This is a genomic window from Microbacterium sp. NPDC076911 (genome assembly GCF_040687125.1).
Taxonomy (GTDB): Bacteria; Actinomycetota; Actinomycetes; order Actinomycetales; family Microbacteriaceae; genus Microbacterium.
Genome location: NZ_JBFBMP010000003.1, coordinates 402,780 through 419,247 on the forward strand (window position 1 = coordinate 402,780; position 16,468 = coordinate 419,247).

Below are 16,468 nucleotides of genomic sequence, written 5' to 3' on the forward strand. Positions count from 1 at the left end.
TCTGCGTGGGAAGAATTCAGTTGTTGGGATGCTGCTCGTCAGCGAGCAGTGCGTCGAGGCGATCGATGCGGGCACGCCAGATCTGCTCATAGCGATCGAGCAGCAGTTGTGCGCGGCGGATCGCCTCAGGGTTACCGCGGACCATGCGTTCTCTGCCGTGTGGATGCTTGGTCACCAGGCCCGCCTCCTCAAGCACTGCAACGTGCTTCTGCACTGCGGCGAACGACATGTCGTATGAGGTCGCAAGCTCCGAGACCGAGGCCTCGCCACCAAGCGTGCGCCGGATGATGTCTCGCCGCGTTGTATCGGCCAGGGCCCGAAAGATCCGGTCGACTTCATCATCAGAGAGTTCTATTTGTACAACCATTTGGTTGTACATTATGACCGAGCGGTGAAGGTGTCAACCCCTACCTGAGCCTCGTCCGCACGCGCATCGTTCAGCGAAACATGAGTTCGTGCTCGAGACATGGCCCCCACGAGCCTGTTTCGTGCACGAACTCATGTCTCGCAGGTTGGCGGTGGCGATGAGGGGCGGATGCTGCGCAGGGCGAGACGCGGAGACGGGCGCGCTACGCGCCTGGCGCGAGCAGGCCCGTCTCATAGGCGAGGATCACGAGCTGCGCGCGGTCGTGTGCATACACCTTGGCCATAATGCGGTTGACGTGCGTCTTGGCGGTGTGAGGAGAGATGACCAGCGACTCGGCGATGTCTTGGTTCGAGAAGCCTCGCGCCACAAGAAGGAGCACTTCACGTTCACGATCAGTGAGCTGCTCGAGTTCTCGCGGAACCGGAGCCGTCGATGCCTCGGTCTGCGGCAGGACGAACTTCGTGATCAAGCTCCGGGTCGCAGCCGGCGAAAGAAGCGACTCCCCCGCATGTATCGCGAGCACCGCGAGCACAATGTCTTGAGGCTCCGAGCCTTTGCCGATGAAACCGCTCGCTCCCGCGCGCAACGCCGCCAGCACGTACTCGTCTTCTTCGAAGGTGGTGAGAATGAGCACCCTCGTCGCGCTTAGCTCTGGTCGTGCGCAAATCGCCGCGGTCGCCGCGATTCCGTCTTTGCGTGGCATCCGGATGTCCATCACGACCACATCGGGCTTCACTCGAACGGCTTGCTCGATGGCGTCCTCACCATCGACGGCTTCACCCACCACATCAATGCCCTCAACCTGGCTCAAGATGTCAGAGACCGCTTGCCGAATGAGGGCTTGGTCGTCTACGACAAGCACCGTGATCACCGTGAAAGCTCCTCCGTGTTGAGTGGAACAACCGCTGCGAGCCGCCAACCGCCAGGGAACGGCCCCGTCTCCACAGTGCCATGCACGGCGGATACACGTTCACGCAGCCCCACGAGTCCGAGTCCTGAGCCGATTGCCTCAGAATCACTCGCCTCGCGCCGCCCAACCGGTGCCGCCGGGTTGGTGATGACCACCGAAAGCATGCTCGCCGTGGCCTCGATGAGCACATGAGCGCGATGCTCGGCACCGTGTTTGTGCGCGTTAGTGAGCCCCTCTTGCACAACCCGGTAGGCGACGAGATCGGCCGCAGTAGGCACCGCTGACAGATCGCCATCAACGCGAACAGTAACCGCCAATCCCGCGGCGGCGAACGGCCGCTCAAGGTCAGCGAGGCGGGCCAAGCCCGGTTGCGGACTGGCATCACTTGGCTCGTCTGCGCGCAATACCTCGAGCAGGTCACCGATTTCACCCAGCACGGTGCGCGCCGCGGTTCGAATCGTGCTGAGTGATTCTTCCGCCTTCTCAGGCTGACTCGCCATAGTGGAGGACGCCACACCCGCGTTCAGGCTGATCACGGCGATCTGGTGCGCCATGACGTCATGCAGATCCCGCGCGATGTTCACCCGTTCTTCGGCGACGCGGCGCTTCGCCTCAGCCTCTTTCGTCGCTTCTGCGCGCTCCGCACGCTCAACCATCGCTTGAACGAACTCGCGCCGTGAACGAGTAGCGTCACCCGCTGCCGCGGCGAATGCCACCGTGATCACAACCTGGAACACGCGCGGGTCGACGACCCCGGCTGCAGGATCGAAGAGCGCGATCAGCGCGATCGCGATCACCGTCAGTACACCGACAAGCAACGTCATGCGCCTGGTCGAGCGGTTCGCCACTCCGAACGTCGCGATAGCGATAGCGATCACGATGCCCGCTGCAGGGACGCTCCAGAAGACCGCGATCGGATACAGCAACAGGCAGGCCACCAGCACGGCTTTCGGCCAACGGCGACGCAGCGGCAATAGCGCAACGGGAACAATCGCCACGGCGTATACCCACATGTTCGTCACCGCAGCGCCGTCTATGGAGATGAACGGGGCCGCGGCGATGAACAGTCCGGCGACGACGTCACCTACCCACAGCGGCACGCGTCGCGTTATGCGCGCCGGGTCGGGCAGTCTCGTTTCGGGCTGCGTCATGCTCCCAGTGTGGCGTGCGGCCGCCGCACACGCGTCACCCACGCGCGGCATCGCATGTACTGCGACTGCGGTACACGCAGTGTCTGCGACGGGAGGATGCTCACCGGTAGCCGAAAGGCGAAGCTTGGTGCAAGCCAGCAGCATCCGAACAAATGGAGCAATATGACCACGCCGATTCTTTCGGTCAAGGACGTACACAAGTCCTATGGCCGTGGACAGAACCGATTCAATGCGCTCAAGGGGGTGAGTCTCGACATCGTCAAAGGCGAGAGCATCGCCATCGTCGGCAAGAGCGGATCAGGAAAGTCCACTCTGATGCACGTGTTGGCGCTGTTGGATGCAGCGTCGGCAGGATCGGTCGAACTCGACGGCGTCGACACCGCCTCGCTGCAGGGCCGAAAGCTCAACCGCACGCGCAACAAGACCTTTGGGTTTGTGTTTCAGCAGTTCTTTCTCACCGGAAACCAGACCGTCCTCGAGAACGTGATCCTGCCCTTGAAGATTGCCGGGGTCGGACGAACAGAACGCAAACGGCGCGGACTAGCGGCGCTGGTGCAACTGGACCTCGACGACAAGGCGAAGAACAAGGCGGTTAACCTCTCTGGCGGACAGAAGCAACGAACCGTCATCGCTCGAGCACTCGTCAACAATCCGCAGATCATCTTCGCCGATGAGCCCACGGGAAACCTCGACTCTGCTACCGGGGCGGTTGTCGAAGACATTCTCTTCACTCTGAACCGCGAGAATGGCATCACCCTCATCGTGGTCACCCACGACGAAGATCTGGCCAGTCGATGTGATCGGCGCATTCTCATTCGAGACGGCGAGATCGTCGAAGATTCCGCGACGGTGGCAGCATGAGAACGTCAGACCTCGTCAGCTCAGCTGCCGCGAACACCTTCCGCTCGAAGACTCGCACGCTGCTCACGATTCTCGCCATCTTCATCGGCGCCTTCGCCCTCACCCTCACCAGCGGCCTGGGCACAGGCATCAACGCCTACATCGACGACACCGTCACTTCGATCGGCGCGACCGATGTGATGACGGCGACCAAACCGGCAGACAGCGCAGGCGGAGTCCCCGGTTCAGACACCGGGCCCGTTGAATACGACCCCGACGTCGTGGCTACCGGCATCCCCGGCGCTTCGGTCGTGGCTCTCACTCCCGACGATCTCGATGCACTAGCTGACATCGAAGGCGTGCTAGAGGTCGAGCCGACCCGCTCGATCTCACCCGACTACATCGAGGGTGCAAACGGAGACCAGTTCGTGGCGGGCGTAGGCACGCTCATTCCCGGCATGACCGTTCAGCTCGAAGCCGGCACCGTTCCCGACGACGACGCCACAGAGTTCGAAGCTGTGCTGCCGTTGTCGTACGTCGAACCAATGGGCTTCGACGACGGTGAATCCGCCCTAGGCGAGAACATCACCATCGCGCTTACCGACGCGGAACGCACCACCCACCTCATCGAAGCCACAGTCGTCGGAGTGGCTGAAGAAGCACTCGCTGGCCCCACGGGCGAAAGCGTGCTGCCCAACGAAGCTCTGACGGACGCGCTGTTCGAGGCGCAGACCACCGGTCTTCCCGACGACGAGGTTGAGCGTTACCTGCAGGCAAGCGTCTGGTTCGACCCCAACGCTACCGACGAGGAGATCACCGAACTGAAGGACCTCCTGGCCGAAGAGGGATACACCGGCACCACCGTCGCAGATCAGCTCGGTGCCTTCACCACCATCATCGATGGCATCGTGCTCGTTCTCAACGCCTTTGCGATCATCGCTCTGCTAGCCGCGAGCTTTGGCATTGTGAACACCCTGTTCATGTCAGTGCAGGAGCGCACGCGCGAGATCGGGTTGATGAAGGCGATGGGCATGGGCAGTGGCCGCGTGTTCACGCTGTTCAGCCTCGAAGCGACGTTCATCGGCTTCTTGGGCAGCGCGATCGGGGTGGGCATTGCAATGCTCGTTGGCACTGCTGCGAGCAATGCCCTGTCAACGACGTTGCTCTCGAACCTGCCAGGCCTGACGCTCATCGCGTTCGATCCGATCTCGGTCACCGTGATCGTTCTGATCGTGATGCTCATCGCCTTCTTAGCTGGCACCCTGCCCGCAGCGAAGGCTGCGCGCGCCGACCCGGTGGAGTCGCTGCGCTACGAGTAGCTTCCGACGCCGCGCAGCCCGGCCTCGAGACATGAGTACGTGCGCGAGACATAGCCCCCAAAGCTCTGTCTCGCGCACGGCATCATGTTTCGGGCGCGAGCACGTTTCGACGGGGCCCTCCTCGTCACGGGAACGGCGGTCGTGGTGTTGCTCGTCGGCATCGTGGTGACCACCATCTCGGCAGTTTCGCTCGGTAGGCGGCAACCGGAGAGCTGACACAGGCATCTCAGGTGCCGAGGAAGGATCGGGCCACAGGTTTGGCTCTTGCTCGGCACCCGCATGTGACGGATGCCATCACCGGCGCCATCGCCCGCGAGACATGAGCTCGCGCACGAAACATGGCGCCCGCGGGCCTGTCTCACGCACGAATTCATGTCTCGCAGGGTGGTGATTGAGTGCGAGCGAGTTAGATGGGCACAACGGATGCTGCGCCGGGTGCGAATCTGAAACGCACCACATCTCCGGGTCGCGCCGTGTCGCCCGGCGGAAGATCAGCAACCAGCTCTGCAGATTGACACGCGATGGTAGCTTCACGACGCGCGCCCTTGCGGGCCACGTGAGCGATCACGCCGGAGAACTCCGCCGCATCGGCGATTTGCACGCACTCTTGCCTGATGACCAGCAGCCCTTCGCCGTCCGGCGTATCGGCGTCTACGACGACGGGCCCCAGCACAGAGTGATGCACTCCGTCGGCAACGATCCCAGCGATGGCCGTGCGCCCACCCATGAACTGCGCCACCGCGAGAGAGGCCGGACGGTGATAGATGCGATCAACGGTGTCGTGTTGCAGCACTGCGCCATTCGAAAGAACAACAATCCGCTCGGACACGGCGGCTGCTTCGTCACGGTCGTGTGTCACGACCACCAGGGTCGATGGCAACTCGGTTCGCAACTCGGCAAGCAGAGCATGCATGTCTGCACGCAATGCGGGGTCTAGTGCGCTGAAAGGTTCATCGAGCAACAGAATCGACGGCTCAGCGGCCATGGTGCGTGCAATCGCTACCCGCTGCTGCTGACCGCCTGACAGCGAAGCAACCGAGCGCGAACTGTACTCGCCAAGCTGCACGAGATCGAGATAGGGCTGCGCGCTCCGGCGCGATTCGCTGCGGGATCGCCCGCTAGCGCGCAGCGCAAACGCTACGTTGTCGAGCACCGAGAGATGCGGAAATAGCAGGGCACGCTGAAACACCATTCCGATGCCGCGTCGTTCGGGCACGACTCCGGCGACATCATCGCCGTTGATCAGAACGGTGCCGGTGGTTGGCTCATCGAGTCCCGCGATGAGACGAAGCAACGTGCTCTTGCCTGACCCGCTCTGCCCCAGGATTGCGGTGCGTGTTCCTGTTAGAAGCTCGAGATCAACGTGGTTCAAAGCGGGCGCCTGACTCCCACTGAATTGCTTGCTGACGCCGGCCAACGTGATGGCAGCGCTCATCGTGCAGCCTCCTTTCGCGAACGCCCTTGAACAATGATCGATAGCAGCACAATCGGTGGCACGACGGCCGCGAGTGCGAGCACCGCCACCATGGCATCATTTCCTATTCCGGATGCTGCCGCCGCCGTGATCAGCGGAAGCGTGACGATCTGGCCGCCGCCGATGATCACTGTGACCACGTAGTCACTCCACCCGACGAGAAACGCCAGGAAAGCCGATCTCGCGAGTGCAGACGAAAGCAACGGGAAGTGAACGTGCCACAGCACGTGTCTGCGCGATGCGCCAAGAATCCGAGCCTCTTCTTCATAGCCGATGTCGTGTGCGGCGTAGGCAGCCCGCATCGAGAAAGTCGTGTACGGAATTGCCATCACCACGAGAACCCACACCACGCCCAGCAGTGCAGGAATGTGCACCCGCAAAAACAGCACGTTGATACCCAGAGCAGCCGCGAACGGTGGCAGCAGCACCGGAGCAAACAGAAGAGCGGTCAACAACCGTGGGAACGGAGCCCACCCGTAGACCAGCCCCCGTGCCGCGAGCGCGCCGAGCGGAGTCGCGATGACAGCAACCACCAGCCCCAAGGTGATCGAACGCACGAAGGCTTCACCCCCACCTTGCGCAACGGCTGAGGTCAGCCCGTCTAACCCCCACTCGGTGGGGAGTCGCGCCGGGTACGACCAGCGGTCTGCGAAGGCCCAGAGCACCAGCGGCACAAAGGGCAAGATGAACCACACGACAAGCAGCGCTGCCACCACTCGACTCAGCCAACGAGTCGACGCCGATGCGGTCATCGCCACACCGCCGATTTGCGAAGCAGCGTGAAAGCGATGCCGCCGGCGACGGCCGCCAGCGCCACAGCCGTCAACGCCACGGCAGCTGCTTCGTCTCGCGCCGCGAGATTGGCATCGTTGTAGAGGCGAACCGCCATCACCGACAACGGTTCGGGGTACGTGCGCCCAAGAAGCCACGCCACCTCATATGAGCCCAGCGTGTAGACAAACGTGATGGCACCCGAAATGATGAGCGCTGGTGTGGCTAACGGCAGCCACACCAGGCGCAGACGCGTGCGCCGCTCTGCCCCTAGCAGCGCGGCAGTTTCGTCGAAGTCAGCGACGCGGGTGATCAGCGTGCCCGCAACAACCAGCGCCACGAACGCGGACTCTTTCCACGCGTACTCAATGATGACGGCGCCCCACCACGGACCCCCAACAAACGAAGGCCACGCTTCGGGCGGGATAGAAAGCGCTCTGGCGAGCACTCCTGAATCAGCGAGTAGCAGCCCAACGGCGGCCGCTCCGATGAGGTGGGGAACGGTGACTGTCACCGCTCCTGCGGCGACAACTACCTTCGACGACCAGCTCCCGCTCGTAATCAGAAGCGCAGCGGCGCCACCCACCAAAATGGCAATCAGAGTGGATGCTGCGGCAATGCCGAGCGGTACGGCGGCTGATTGCGGCAAATCGCCAGCGGTGGTGCTATAGGCCTCAACGCTCAGTGCGGCGGTTCCGACGAGCGGCATCAGACCAAGACTCTGCAACAGCATTGAGACCAGGCCACCTATTACGACGAATGCTGTGGGGGCGGCAACGGCCACCACCAGCATCCATGGCCCTAACCTCTTCACCTGCTCGCGGCGACCTGGGTGCGCCAGCCCTCATCGATCGCTCGCACCCAATCCGCCTCAAGCTCCGGGTTCGCAGAAGCCGATAGTTCTTCAAACGACGGCACGACAGGTGAGGCCGGCAAGCTGTCGAACTCGCCGCGCTCGTCGTCGGTCAATGCGTCGTAGTCGAGCACGGTGAATTGGCCCCAGGTCGCCGGGTCTGCCTTCGCCACCTGTTGATCGACGCTGAGAGCGAGGTTGGCTACCACCATGGCGCCAGCGGCGTCGGCGGCGTTGGCGGGGATGGCGAGAAAGCTTGCGTTGCCGAGGGTTCCTTCTTCGAGCGTGAGCACTTTTGTGCCTGCCGGGTAGGTGCCGTCGGCCACCAACTTGGTGAGCGTTGCCGGGCCGTAGGTCATCGTGAAATCCACTTCACCATCTGCATACAGGCTGTTGAGCTGTTCTGAGTCTGCGGGATACGTATCACCGCCGCGCCACAGCGAAGGAGCGATCTCTTCGAGTGCGGCGTACAGCGCGGGAGAGAGCGTGTTGAAAGCCTCATCGCTGTACTCGGACGCGACCTCGTCATGGCCCCCAGTGGTGCTGTAGAGCACCTGTCGCAAGAAAGCAGAGCCCGTAAAGTCTGGCGGCGCGGGGTACGTGAACCGCCCGGGGTTGGCATCGATCCACTCGAGCAGTTCAGCCATCGTCGAGGGTGGATCGTCGACGGCATCCGAGTCGTAGGCAAAGGTGAACTGTGCTTTGTTCCAAGGTGCTTCGCAGCCGTTGACCGGCGCTCCGAAGTCTTCGGTGACGAGGGGGTCGGATGCAGAGACTTTCGCCATATTCGGCAGCAGTGGCGTCCACTCACACAACCACGCCCCTGCCTGCGACCCGGTAAGAAAATTGTCACCGTTCACCCAGATCAAATCGACGGACCCATCGTCTGACCGCCCCGCCTGCAGTTCCGTCAGCACACGATTGAGGGCGTCGGCGGTGTCGGCGATCGGGACCCGTCGCAGAGTCACGCCTTCTGCTGCCGCGGCGGGCGCGAGCACAGTGTCGACGTAGTTGTTGCCCTGTTCGTCACCGCCCCACATCCACAAGTCGACGCTCTGGCCTTCGGCGTCGCTCGCGACAGCGCTCCAATCCGAGAACGCGGTCGCGGACGGGGGCGGGGAGGGCGCTGAACACGCGGTGAGAGCAAGAAGGCTCGTCATGCCCAATGCGGCACCCAATATGAGCGAGCGCCGCCGAGGAAAGGGGGGACGCGGCACAGCGAAGCTCCTTGGGTCAAAGGCGGGTGTGAGCAAGGCTAGTTGCCAACGTCACCATCGGAAGGTGATCTATGACACAGACGGATCTCTGGTATGCGACCTAGCATGTCTAAAATGCGGATCTCGAAAATCAGCGCCAGATGGCGCATTGTCATATTTGCCGCATTCCTCGCCACTGTTGTTGCGATTGGCCTGCTCGTGCCACTGCCGAGCGTCGAAGAGATCAGGGCTGTGGCTGACGCTGGCGGGATCTGGGTGCCGATCGTGTTCGCGATTGTCTACGCCTTCGCAACCCTCACCCCCATTCCCAGCAGCGTAATGAGTATCGCGGCTGGACTCGTGTGGGGACTCGGGGTGGGTTTCCTAGCGGTATATGTTGGCGCGCTCGGCGGCGCAATGATCGCCTTCACCGCCAGCCGCGTGCTCGGACGCGAATCAATCGAGCGAATCACCGGAGCACGCGTCGCCGCCGTCGATGACCTATTGCGCAGTCGCGGGATGGCCACGGTGATCGGAATGCGTCTGGTGCCGTTGTTTCCGTTCGCCGTGCTCAACTACACCGCTGGGCTCACGAGCGTGCGCCGTCGCGACTACGCCATCGGCACGATGATTGGCATCGTGCCGGGAACGCTCGCCTATGTCGCCGTCGGTGCATACGGGTTCAGCCTCGAGTGGCCGTTTTTCATCGCAATGGCTTTCCTCGGAATCCTCACGATCGGTGGCGCTGTGCTCGCCGTGCGCATCCGCTCACGTTCGCGGGCGACCGCGGCGAACATCGACTCAGAAACTTCAGCTGACTCCCCCGCCGCCACCGGTTCTGCGGAATGATCGATTCTCAGCTGCGGCGGGCGCTGCAGCGGCCACTGGAGTGGGGCGCACGGGCGATCGATGTCGCGTGGGTGACACCGAACCGGCTCACAATGGCGGGGATGCTGCTCGGGCTCTCAAGCGCGACACTCGCGGCTTTTCAACTGTGGATCCCGGCGCTTGTCGTTTGGCTGCTGTCACGGATTCTTGATGGTCTCGACGGGACGTTGGCCCGTCGCCGTTCGAAGCACGGCTCCGCCAGCGAAGTGGGAGGGTTCCTCGACATCGTCGCCGACTTCGTTTCCTACGGCGCGAGCGTCGTCGGCGTCGCCATCGGAGCGGCCGCCGCCTTCGATGCGCCGTGGTGGCCATTCCTCTTGGTGCTGTTCGCCTACTATCTCAACGGCACAACTTTCCTGGCGTTCTCGTCGATCGCTGAACGTACCGGCCGGCGCATCGACGATGGACGATCGCTGTCGTTCCTCGGGCGCATCGCCGAGGGGGCCGAGACCATCTTCGTCCACAGTTTGTGGTTGATCTTGCCGTGGTTTGCATGGCAAATCGCGCTGGTGTGGGCGGCCGTGGTGTTCGCCAGCGCTGTGCAACGCGTTGTGCTCGCGGTACGAATTCTGCGCTAGCGAACGCGGAGCGCGCGCAGTCGGCGCAGCGCCTGAACCGCGACGGCGAAAACGCCTCGACGCAGCCGGTACCGCACATCTGCGACCGCGGTGTTCCACAACGGGTCGTTGAACGTCGGATACGGGTGGATCGCTCCCGCCAGCACGCTGGTTGACAGATTGGCCTTCATCGCAAGGGCCAACTCTCCCATCGTTTCGCCGGCGCGAGGGCCGACGATTGTGCCGCCGAGAATCTTCCCTCGACGGTCGACGACGATGCGGGCGAACCCTGCGGTGTTGTTCTCTGCAATCGCACGGTCGGAATGTTCGTGGTGCCAGGTCACAACCCGATGGCGCCCGGCTGTCGCATCAGCGCTTTGGAGGCCGACGGCGGCAACCTCGGGTGCGGTGAATGTGACGCGTGGCACGACGCGCGTCTCCGCCTTTCGGCGCAGTCCCAAGATGGCGTTGGTGGCCGCCACACTCCCATTGACTCCGGCAGTGTGAGTGAACTGCGCCAACCCGGTGATGTCGCCTGCCGACCAGATTCTGGGGTTTGTGGTGCGAAGGCTGTCATCGACTTCGACGTATCCCTTTGCATCACGATCGACGCCCGCAAGCTCAAGACCGAGCGAGTCGGCTCGCGGAGTTCTACCAAGCGCCGCGACGATCGCATCGAACGCAACCTCAGCACCATCATCCAAGGTGACGACACCAGACTGTCCATCGGTCGAGCGAACGGCCACTGCCGAACGCCCAGTGAGCACGGTCACGCCGTCGTCGGTCATGGCCCGCTGAACGATCTCGCTGGCTTCTTCGTCTTCTTTGGGGAGCAGCCGTGAGCCTCGGTGAACGATCGCCACCTGAGATCCCAGTCGCGCCATGGCTTGACCAAGCTCACTGCCGATCGCTCCCCCGCCCAGCACAACGAGGCGCGGTGGGAGGGCGGTGAGGTCCCAGAAGTCTTCGCTCGTGCGCATCTGCACTGTTTCGGCGCCTTCGATGTTGGGCAGAGCGGGAGAGCTGCCTGTGGCGACAACGGCCTGACGAAAGGTCACCTTCTGACCGTTCACATCCAGCGTTTTTGCCGATGTGAAGCGAGCATCGCCGATCATGACCGAAACGTTCTCGGCTTCAAGCGCTTCAGGGGAATCCACGGGGGCGATGGTCGTGATCGCTCGCGTCACCGACGACATTGCGCGCTCAAAATCAGATTGCGCAAGTTCAGGGTCTGAAGGCCCGCTGCGCCCGGCGCGGCGGGCCGCATCGACGTCGTGCGCGACCGCGATCAGCGTCTTTGAAGGGACGCAGCCCATCCAGAGGCAATCGCCACCGAGACGATCACGCTCGATCAGAAGAACCTTCGCGCCGAACCCTGCCGCTGTCTTGCTCGCGACCAGTCCGGCACTGCCCCCGCCCACGACAACAAGATCCCACGTGCCAGATTTCAGCATCCGATTCCCTTCACAGCTTGCGCACTGACGTGCTGTATCTGTCTAACAGGGCGAAGCCTTCTGCTCTGTAACCGACAACACAGATAAGAGCTTTCGTGCGGCGTAGCATCGGCCCCATGAGCGCTACACAAGAACCATCCGCCGAATATTCCGACCTACGGGCAGTGTTCATCAACTGCACTCTGAAAAAGAGCCCCGATCAGAGCCATACGCAGGGCTTGATGGATCGAAGCATCGCGCTGATGCGCGCGCAAGGTGTCGACGTTGACAACATCCGCTTGATTGATCACGACGTCGCCACAGGCGTTTACCCAGACATGCGCGAGCACGGTTGGGCTAAAGACGCGTGGCCCGACGAGATCTGGCCAAAGATCGACGCCGCAGACATCCTCGTGGTTGGCGGTCCGCTGTGGCTTGGCGACAACGCCTCGACGACCAGACAACTCATCGAACGGCTCTACGCCATGAGCGGGCTGTTCAACGACAAAGGTCAGTATGTCTACTACGGAAAAGTCGGCGGCACGCTAATCACAGGCAATGAAGACGGTGTCAAGCACGCCGCCATGTCGACTCTGTACAGCCTGCAGCACATCGGTTTCACCATTCCTCCTGCCGCAGATGCTGGCTGGATCGGCGAAGTGGGCCCGGGGCCCAGCTACCTCGACCCCGGCTCGGGCGGTCCCGAGAACGACTTCACCAATCGCAACACCACATTCATGACGTGGAATCTGCTTCACCTTGCACGCATGTTGAAAGACGCCGGCGGCATACCCGCGTACGGCAACCTTCGCGAGGCGTGGAACGATGGCGAACGCTTCGGCTTCGACGCCAACCCGGAGTATCGCTAAGGGGCGACAAACAAGCTCATGAGTGGATTACCAGGTGGGGGCTCCATGATTAGTGAGTGCGGTGCCAACGTCGTGGCAGCGCCGCTCTCGGGTCAGCGCCCGTGGGCCCCTACTCAGCGAGAAAGCAACCCCTTGGTACCTGCCACCGATGAGCCCTTCAACTGCTTAAGCGCCGTCGAACTCTTTGCCGACCTTTCGCCAGATGAACTCGCCGCGATTGATCGGATGGCACCGTCTCGCACCTATCGCACGGGCGAACTCGTGTTCAGCCAGAGCCAACCGGTTCATGCGCTATTCGTGTTGCAATCTGGGCGCGTTCGCGTCTTTCGCGTCACCGAAGACGGCAAAGCGCTCACGATGGCGATCCTTGAGCCCGGCGCCGTGTTCGGCGAGATGATGCTGGTCGGCCAGCGCATGTACGACAACTATGCCGAAGCGATCGAAGAGACCCTGCTTTGCGAGCTGAGCGTCACCGATGTGGAACAGCATTTGCTCTCAGACCCGCGCATCGCGATTCGCATCTCTCGGCACCTCGGCGAACAGGTTGCGCGCCTCGAAGAGCGCCTCACCGATCTCGCGCTGCGTCCGCTGCTGGCTCGCCTAGCGAGCACGCTCGTGCGTTTGGCTGAACCGCAACGTCGCTCGCGGACCGGGCACGTCACAATCAGGCTGACGCACGAGCAGCTCGCCGGGTTGCTCGGCACCACACGAGAGTCGACCAGCAAAGCAATGTCTGATCTGGCGTCGCGCGGCCTCATTAGGCAATCAAGGGGGCGAATCGTGTTGCTCGATGTGCCGGCGATGACCGCGCTGTCTACAGCGACTGCCTAAGCGGCGCCTAGGCGCCACAGTTGGGCGCACAGTTGGGCGCCACAGCGCGGCCAGCCACCGTTGGGCCACAGTTGGGCGCCACAGCGCGGCCAGCCACCGTTGGGCCACAGTCGGGCACCAGAGCGCGGTCAGCCACCGCGGGTCAAGCCACCGCGGGGTGCCCGCCGCTCGCGCGACGGGCACCCATCAGTTCTCAGATGCTGCGGTGGTCCTGCACGGCTGCTTCCATGTCAGCGAGTCCAGGCACGATCATCGCGTCGACGGCCAAGGAGTCAGTCGCGTTGAGCTGCTGCATGCCTCGCGCCGATTCGGGTGTGACGTTGATCTCATGCTTGTCAGCGGCGAGAGCGGTCATCAGCATGTTCACCACATCTTCGACCGATGCGGTTTCCCAACCGGCGTTGTTGGTGGTCATCATCGCGGTGTCGGTTGCTCCCGGGTACACAGTGGCGACGTGAACACCAGTGCCGTGAAGCTCGCGGCGCAGCGATTCGCCGAATGCTGCCAACCCTGACTTTGCCGCTGCGTACACAGCGTAGAAGGGCATCGCGACGAGAGCGATCGAGCTGGAGATATTCACGATGACGCTGCCGTCTGCTGCGCCGCTCGTGCGCAATTGGGGCAGAAGCGCCCGTGTCAGCAGGATCGGCGCGCTGAGGTCAAGATCCAGCATCGCGCGCACGTCATTCTCGCTTGAGTTCTCGAGACGACCGGCACGCACGTTGCCGGCGTTGTTGACCAGCAAGTTCACGGCGTCCCACGAGGCAACAGCCTGAGCGACCGCGTTAACACCGTCCGCACTGCCGAGGTCTTGGGCCAGGATCTCGGCGCTACCACCCGCAGCCTCGACGAGCTGAGCGGTTTCATTCAACGTCTGTTCGCGACGGCCTACGAGAAGCAGGTGTGCGCCCTCGGCAGCAAACTTGAGAGCAATTTCTCGACCGATTCCTTGGCCTGCGCCGGTGATGATTCCGCGACGGTTGCGAAGTTCCATGGTGATCCTCTTTCTCTCGACTGGTACGAGCGGGCACACGCCATCGCCGCACAAGATGTATTCGGTACCGAACGGTAACATAGTTCGATCAGCTTTGCTACCGAACGGTTTCAAAGTCGCTGACATCGGCGTAGAGTGTCGCTATGAGCGCGATAGTCAGCACCCCCGTCGGCCGGCCACGCCTCTTCGACGAAGAGCACGTGCTGGCGGAGCTCACCGCGCTCTTCTGGCGCAAGGGCTATTCCCAAACCACGATGAGCGACATCGTTGAGTCCAGCGGAATGCACAAGCCGAGCCTCTATCGAACCTTCGGCAGCAAAGAAGCGCTGTTCGCGATCGTGCTGCGCCGCTACCTCGCGGAGCGGATGCAGATGTTCTCCCAACTCATCGCCGAATCTGGCAGCGGCATCAGCGCCGCTCACAAGTTCCTCACCCTGTTTGAGATCGATGCCGTGTCAGAGCGTGGCCGCGATGGATGCCTGATGGTGATGGCTTCGAACGAGCTGCGTGGCGCGCTGCCCGGCTATGACTTCGCATCCGATTACCGCCAGCAGATGCGCCAACAGCTGTCGACGCTTGTCGCAGCGGCGTGGCCCGGCGACGAAAGCGAGGCTGAGTTCGCGCGGGCCCGCACTGATGTGCTCACGACCTACCTCCTTGGACTCCACGTCGTGATGCGCTCGGGCGCAAGCGCGGAAGAGATCCACGAGTACGTGCAGGCGATGCACCTCACCGTCGACGCCTGGTAGCGACTCGCGAGTACCGCGGTGATGCGCACCGCACGCGCGGGCGAACCCGACTTTCACCCAAGCATGACCTCGTGCGCGAGACGAGCCGTCGTGCAGCCTGCTTCGTGCACGAAGTCATGTTTCGCGGAAGTGGATCAGCCGCGTTCTCACGCTTTTACCAGCGCTCACAAGGGGTTCGTCCAGAGCGAGCGCCCAGACTCGTTCACGTGCGCCTCACCCGACGGCGCACCTGCCGCGGAGTTCGGCACCGAGTCCCCTCAGAAAGAACACCTCCCCCTATGCTCTTCCCCCAGCCTGATCGCGCTGAAACTCACTCACTGCGAAGCCTGACCACCACTCGCGCCGCAGCCTTCGGGTTGAGCCTCTCGCTGCTGATCGCCGCTGGCATCGCCACAGCCACCCCCGCGACAGCGCAGACTCTCACGTCGGCGTCGACGGTCACCGCGCTCGCTGATACGAACGACGACGCACAAACTCTCGACGACATCTCCGTCCAAGCGCAGTCTGCCCTCGACGCAGCCAACGCCACGCTGACTGCGGCTGCGGCGGTAGTCGGTGATGTGGCAGCATCCGACCTCGAACTCGACACCGATGACACGTCGATCGACACAACGGCGCTTCGCGATTACATCGAGAAGTTCGATGGGCTCGAAGTGCTGCCTTTGCTGATCCTTCCCGGGCTCACGGATGACACCGTTGCTGAGACCGAGCGCGTGCAGGCTCGAGCAGATGAGCTGAGCGGTCATCTGGCGGACGCCGAAGCAAAGAAGGCAGCCGAAGAAGCCGCCGCCGCGGCGAAGAAGGCCGCAGAAGAAGCCGCCGCGAAAGCCGCGGCTGAACAGCAGGCTGCCGAAGAGGCCGCGGCCGCCGAAGCCGAAGCGGCGGCAGCGGACGAAGCGTCAGCATCTTCGAGCACTGGCACTGGCGCCGCAGTTGCGTCTACGGGTTCGAACTCTGCTGGCGATGCGCAAGCCTACGCACAGGAGCTGGGCGCCTCGCAGTACGGATGGGGCGCTGACCAGTTCTCGTGCCTCGTGTCTCTGTGGAACCGCGAATCGGGCTGGAACTACCAGGCCTACAACGCCAGCAGCGGAGCGTTCGGCATTCCACAGTCGTTGCCAGGTAGCAAGATGGCGAGCGCCGGTGCGGACTGGCAGACGAACGCAGCAACCCAGGTTGCCTGGGGCCTCGGATATATCTCTGCGGCCTACGGCACGCCTTGCGGCGCCTGGTCACACTCTGAGTCTGTCGGCTGGTACTGATCTC

17 protein-coding genes are annotated in these 16,468 nt (G+C 62.8%); 8 read left to right on the forward strand and 9 right to left on the reverse strand.

Going from position 1 to position 16,468, the window contains the following annotated elements; genetic code table 11:
* Positions 1-16: 16 nt before the first annotated feature.
* The 3 genes from AB0O81_RS06735 to AB0O81_RS06745 all read right to left on the reverse strand — a co-directional run bounded on the left by AB0O81_RS06735 (position 17) and on the right by AB0O81_RS06745 (position 2,428).
* The gene (locus AB0O81_RS06735) at positions 17-367 is read right to left on the reverse strand and encodes a metalloregulator ArsR/SmtB family transcription factor (protein WP_363582505.1); all 351 of its coding nucleotides are present in this window, start codon (positions 365-367) and stop codon (positions 17-19) included.
* A gap of 202 nt (positions 368-569) precedes the next feature.
* Entirely contained in the window at positions 570-1,238 is a 669-nt protein-coding gene (locus AB0O81_RS06740) for a response regulator transcription factor (protein WP_363582507.1), read from the reverse strand.
* The gene (locus AB0O81_RS06745; RefSeq protein WP_363582509.1) at positions 1,235-2,428 is read right to left on the reverse strand and encodes a histidine kinase; all 1,194 of its coding nucleotides are present in this window, start codon (positions 2,426-2,428) and stop codon (positions 1,235-1,237) included. The genes AB0O81_RS06740 and AB0O81_RS06745 overlap by 4 nt, the downstream gene beginning before the upstream one ends.
* A gap of 162 nt (positions 2,429-2,590) precedes the next feature.
* On the opposite strand from AB0O81_RS06745, the gene AB0O81_RS06750 reads away from it, so the two are divergent.
* Entirely contained in the window at positions 2,591-3,289 is a 699-nt protein-coding gene (locus AB0O81_RS06750; RefSeq protein WP_363582511.1) for an ABC transporter ATP-binding protein, read from the forward strand.
* On the forward strand, positions 3,286-4,587 hold the full coding sequence (locus AB0O81_RS06755; RefSeq protein WP_363582513.1) for an FtsX-like permease family protein: 1,302 nt from the start codon (positions 3,286-3,288) through the stop codon (positions 4,585-4,587). Before AB0O81_RS06750 ends, AB0O81_RS06755 begins: the two co-directional genes overlap by 4 nt.
* Positions 4,588-4,993: 406 nt before the next feature.
* Here AB0O81_RS06755 and AB0O81_RS06760 read toward each other — a convergent pair whose 3' ends face one another.
* Genes AB0O81_RS06760 through AB0O81_RS06775 form a run of 4 tightly spaced genes read right to left on the reverse strand, consistent with a single transcriptional unit; the run spans position 4,994 to position 8,902 of the window.
* On the reverse strand, positions 4,994-6,022 hold the full coding sequence (locus AB0O81_RS06760; RefSeq protein WP_363582515.1) for an ABC transporter ATP-binding protein: 1,029 nt from the start codon (positions 6,020-6,022) through the stop codon (positions 4,994-4,996).
* Complete coding sequence (locus tag AB0O81_RS06765; protein ID WP_363582517.1) at positions 6,019-6,813, reverse strand: ABC transporter permease subunit; 795 nt, start codon at positions 6,811-6,813, stop codon at positions 6,019-6,021. The genes AB0O81_RS06760 and AB0O81_RS06765 overlap by 4 nt, the downstream gene beginning before the upstream one ends.
* Positions 6,810-7,616: an ABC transporter permease subunit gene (locus tag AB0O81_RS06770; RefSeq protein ID WP_363582519.1), complete on the reverse strand. Its 807-nt coding sequence runs from the start codon at positions 7,614-7,616 to the stop codon at positions 6,810-6,812. The genes AB0O81_RS06765 and AB0O81_RS06770 overlap by 4 nt, the downstream gene beginning before the upstream one ends.
* 26 nt (positions 7,617-7,642) lie before the next feature.
* Entirely contained in the window at positions 7,643-8,902 is a 1,260-nt protein-coding gene (locus tag AB0O81_RS06775) for an ABC transporter substrate-binding protein (RefSeq protein WP_363582521.1), read from the reverse strand.
* Between the two features lie 114 nt (positions 8,903-9,016).
* On the opposite strand from AB0O81_RS06775, the gene AB0O81_RS06780 reads away from it, so the two are divergent.
* Both AB0O81_RS06780 and AB0O81_RS06785 read left to right on the forward strand, forming a co-directional pair.
* On the forward strand, positions 9,017-9,730 hold the full coding sequence (locus AB0O81_RS06780; protein WP_363582523.1) for a TVP38/TMEM64 family protein: 714 nt from the start codon (positions 9,017-9,019) through the stop codon (positions 9,728-9,730).
* The gene (locus AB0O81_RS06785) at positions 9,727-10,347 is read left to right on the forward strand and encodes a CDP-alcohol phosphatidyltransferase family protein (RefSeq protein ID WP_363582525.1); all 621 of its coding nucleotides are present in this window, start codon (positions 9,727-9,729) and stop codon (positions 10,345-10,347) included. Before AB0O81_RS06780 ends, AB0O81_RS06785 begins: the two co-directional genes overlap by 4 nt.
* On the opposite strand, the gene AB0O81_RS06790 is transcribed toward AB0O81_RS06785, so the two are convergent.
* A complete protein-coding gene (locus AB0O81_RS06790) occupies positions 10,344-11,780 on the reverse strand; it encodes an FAD-dependent oxidoreductase (RefSeq protein WP_363582527.1) in 1,437 nt (478 codons plus the stop codon). The two genes, AB0O81_RS06785 and AB0O81_RS06790, sit on opposite strands and share 4 nt — an antisense overlap.
* A gap of 116 nt (positions 11,781-11,896) precedes the next feature.
* Between AB0O81_RS06790 and AB0O81_RS06795 the strand changes: the two genes are divergently transcribed.
* Together AB0O81_RS06795 and AB0O81_RS06800 are read left to right on the forward strand one after the other, a co-directional pair.
* Positions 11,897-12,628: a flavodoxin family protein gene (locus AB0O81_RS06795; RefSeq protein WP_363582529.1), complete on the forward strand. Its 732-nt coding sequence runs from the start codon at positions 11,897-11,899 to the stop codon at positions 12,626-12,628.
* Between the two features lie 45 nt (positions 12,629-12,673).
* The gene (locus AB0O81_RS06800; RefSeq protein WP_363582531.1) at positions 12,674-13,459 is read left to right on the forward strand and encodes a Crp/Fnr family transcriptional regulator; all 786 of its coding nucleotides are present in this window, start codon (positions 12,674-12,676) and stop codon (positions 13,457-13,459) included.
* Positions 13,460-13,652: 193 nt separating this feature from the next.
* Here the strand turns inward: AB0O81_RS06800 and AB0O81_RS06805 are convergent, their stop codons facing one another.
* Positions 13,653-14,453, reverse strand: a complete 801-nt coding sequence (locus AB0O81_RS06805) for an SDR family NAD(P)-dependent oxidoreductase (protein ID WP_363582533.1) — start codon at positions 14,451-14,453, stop codon at positions 13,653-13,655.
* A 143-nt stretch (positions 14,454-14,596) separates the two neighbouring features.
* Here AB0O81_RS06805 and AB0O81_RS06810 point away from each other — a divergent pair, with 143 nt between their 5' ends.
* Complete coding sequence (locus tag AB0O81_RS06810; RefSeq protein ID WP_363582535.1) at positions 14,597-15,202, forward strand: TetR/AcrR family transcriptional regulator; 606 nt, start codon at positions 14,597-14,599, stop codon at positions 15,200-15,202.
* 278 nt (positions 15,203-15,480) lie between these two features.
* Positions 15,481-16,464, forward strand: coding sequence for a hypothetical protein (locus AB0O81_RS06815; RefSeq protein WP_363582537.1), 984 nt, complete (start codon positions 15,481-15,483; stop codon positions 16,462-16,464).
* Positions 16,465-16,468 lie beyond the last annotated feature (4 nt).

Bases quoted from the DNA above. Each gene is read 5' to 3' on its own strand.
- AB0O81_RS06735 (WP_363582505.1), bottom strand. From the start codon at position 367: ATGGTTGTACAAATAGAACTCTCTGATGATGAAGTCGACCGGATCTTT.
- AB0O81_RS06745 (WP_363582509.1), bottom strand. From the start codon at position 2,428: ATGACGCAGCCCGAAACGAGACTGCCCGACCCGGCGCGCATAACGCGA.
- AB0O81_RS06750 (WP_363582511.1), top strand. From the start codon at position 2,591: ATGACCACGCCGATTCTTTCGGTCAAGGACGTACACAAGTCCTATGGC.
- AB0O81_RS06755 (WP_363582513.1), top strand. From the start codon at position 3,286: ATGAGAACGTCAGACCTCGTCAGCTCAGCTGCCGCGAACACCTTCCGC.
- AB0O81_RS06760 (WP_363582515.1), bottom strand. From the start codon at position 6,022: ATGAGCGCTGCCATCACGTTGGCCGGCGTCAGCAAGCAATTCAGTGGG.
- AB0O81_RS06765 (WP_363582517.1), bottom strand. From the start codon at position 6,813: ATGACCGCATCGGCGTCGACTCGTTGGCTGAGTCGAGTGGTGGCAGCG.
- AB0O81_RS06780 (WP_363582523.1), top strand. From the start codon at position 9,017: ATGCGGATCTCGAAAATCAGCGCCAGATGGCGCATTGTCATATTTGCC.
- AB0O81_RS06785 (WP_363582525.1), top strand. From the start codon at position 9,727: ATGATCGATTCTCAGCTGCGGCGGGCGCTGCAGCGGCCACTGGAGTGG.
- AB0O81_RS06790 (WP_363582527.1), bottom strand. From the start codon at position 11,780: ATGCTGAAATCTGGCACGTGGGATCTTGTTGTCGTGGGCGGGGGCAGT.
- AB0O81_RS06795 (WP_363582529.1), top strand. From the start codon at position 11,897: ATGAGCGCTACACAAGAACCATCCGCCGAATATTCCGACCTACGGGCA.
- AB0O81_RS06800 (WP_363582531.1), top strand. From the start codon at position 12,674: ATGATTAGTGAGTGCGGTGCCAACGTCGTGGCAGCGCCGCTCTCGGGT.
- AB0O81_RS06805 (WP_363582533.1), bottom strand. From the start codon at position 14,453: ATGGAACTTCGCAACCGTCGCGGAATCATCACCGGCGCAGGCCAAGGA.
- AB0O81_RS06810 (WP_363582535.1), top strand. From the start codon at position 14,597: ATGAGCGCGATAGTCAGCACCCCCGTCGGCCGGCCACGCCTCTTCGAC.
- AB0O81_RS06815 (WP_363582537.1), top strand. From the start codon at position 15,481: ATGCTCTTCCCCCAGCCTGATCGCGCTGAAACTCACTCACTGCGAAGC.